Source organism: Pseudoalteromonas sp. SIMBA_162, from assembly GCF_046535955.1.
GTDB lineage: Bacteria > Pseudomonadota > Gammaproteobacteria > Enterobacterales > Alteromonadaceae > Pseudoalteromonas > Pseudoalteromonas marina.
Window position 1 is genome coordinate 1 of sequence record NZ_JAWJBQ010000105.1, and the last position, 398, is coordinate 398.

Annotated in this window: 1 protein-coding gene; it reads left to right on the plus strand. The window is 65.8% G+C overall.

Features of this window, described 5'->3' with window-relative positions; translation table 11 throughout:
- Positions 1-314: DTW domain-containing protein (locus tag R0J88_RS18915; RefSeq protein ID WP_410900715.1), on the plus strand; the 314-nt coding region annotated here is incomplete at its 5' end.
- Positions 315-398 lie beyond the last annotated feature (84 nt).

The window sequence follows — 398 nt, forward strand, 5'->3', positions numbered from 1 at the left end:
CCTGGCGTCAGGCACGGCGCATCTTCCGCAAGAGCCCCTATCTGGACGGCCTGCCGGTATTGCCGCTGCACACTCAACGTCTGACCCGCTATCACCTGCGCAAGCCTGCCTCCGAGGCGCACCTGTGCACGGCGGAAGTGGCGGCGGAGCTGCTGCGTCAGGCGGGAGAGGAGAACGCGGCCAGCGTGCTGGATGACTACTTCGATGCCTTCAACGACTGCTATCGTGCCAGCCGCATCCACTATGTGCTGGAGCCGACCGAGCCGATGCGCCGCCTGCTGGCGCGCCGTGACGACACTACTGGCGAGTCATAGTCGAAGCGCCACAATGAAAACGCCCCCGTCGGAGTCCTCCGGCGGGGGCGTTTGCGTTCAAGGTGATGCTCTCGGCACGCTGGC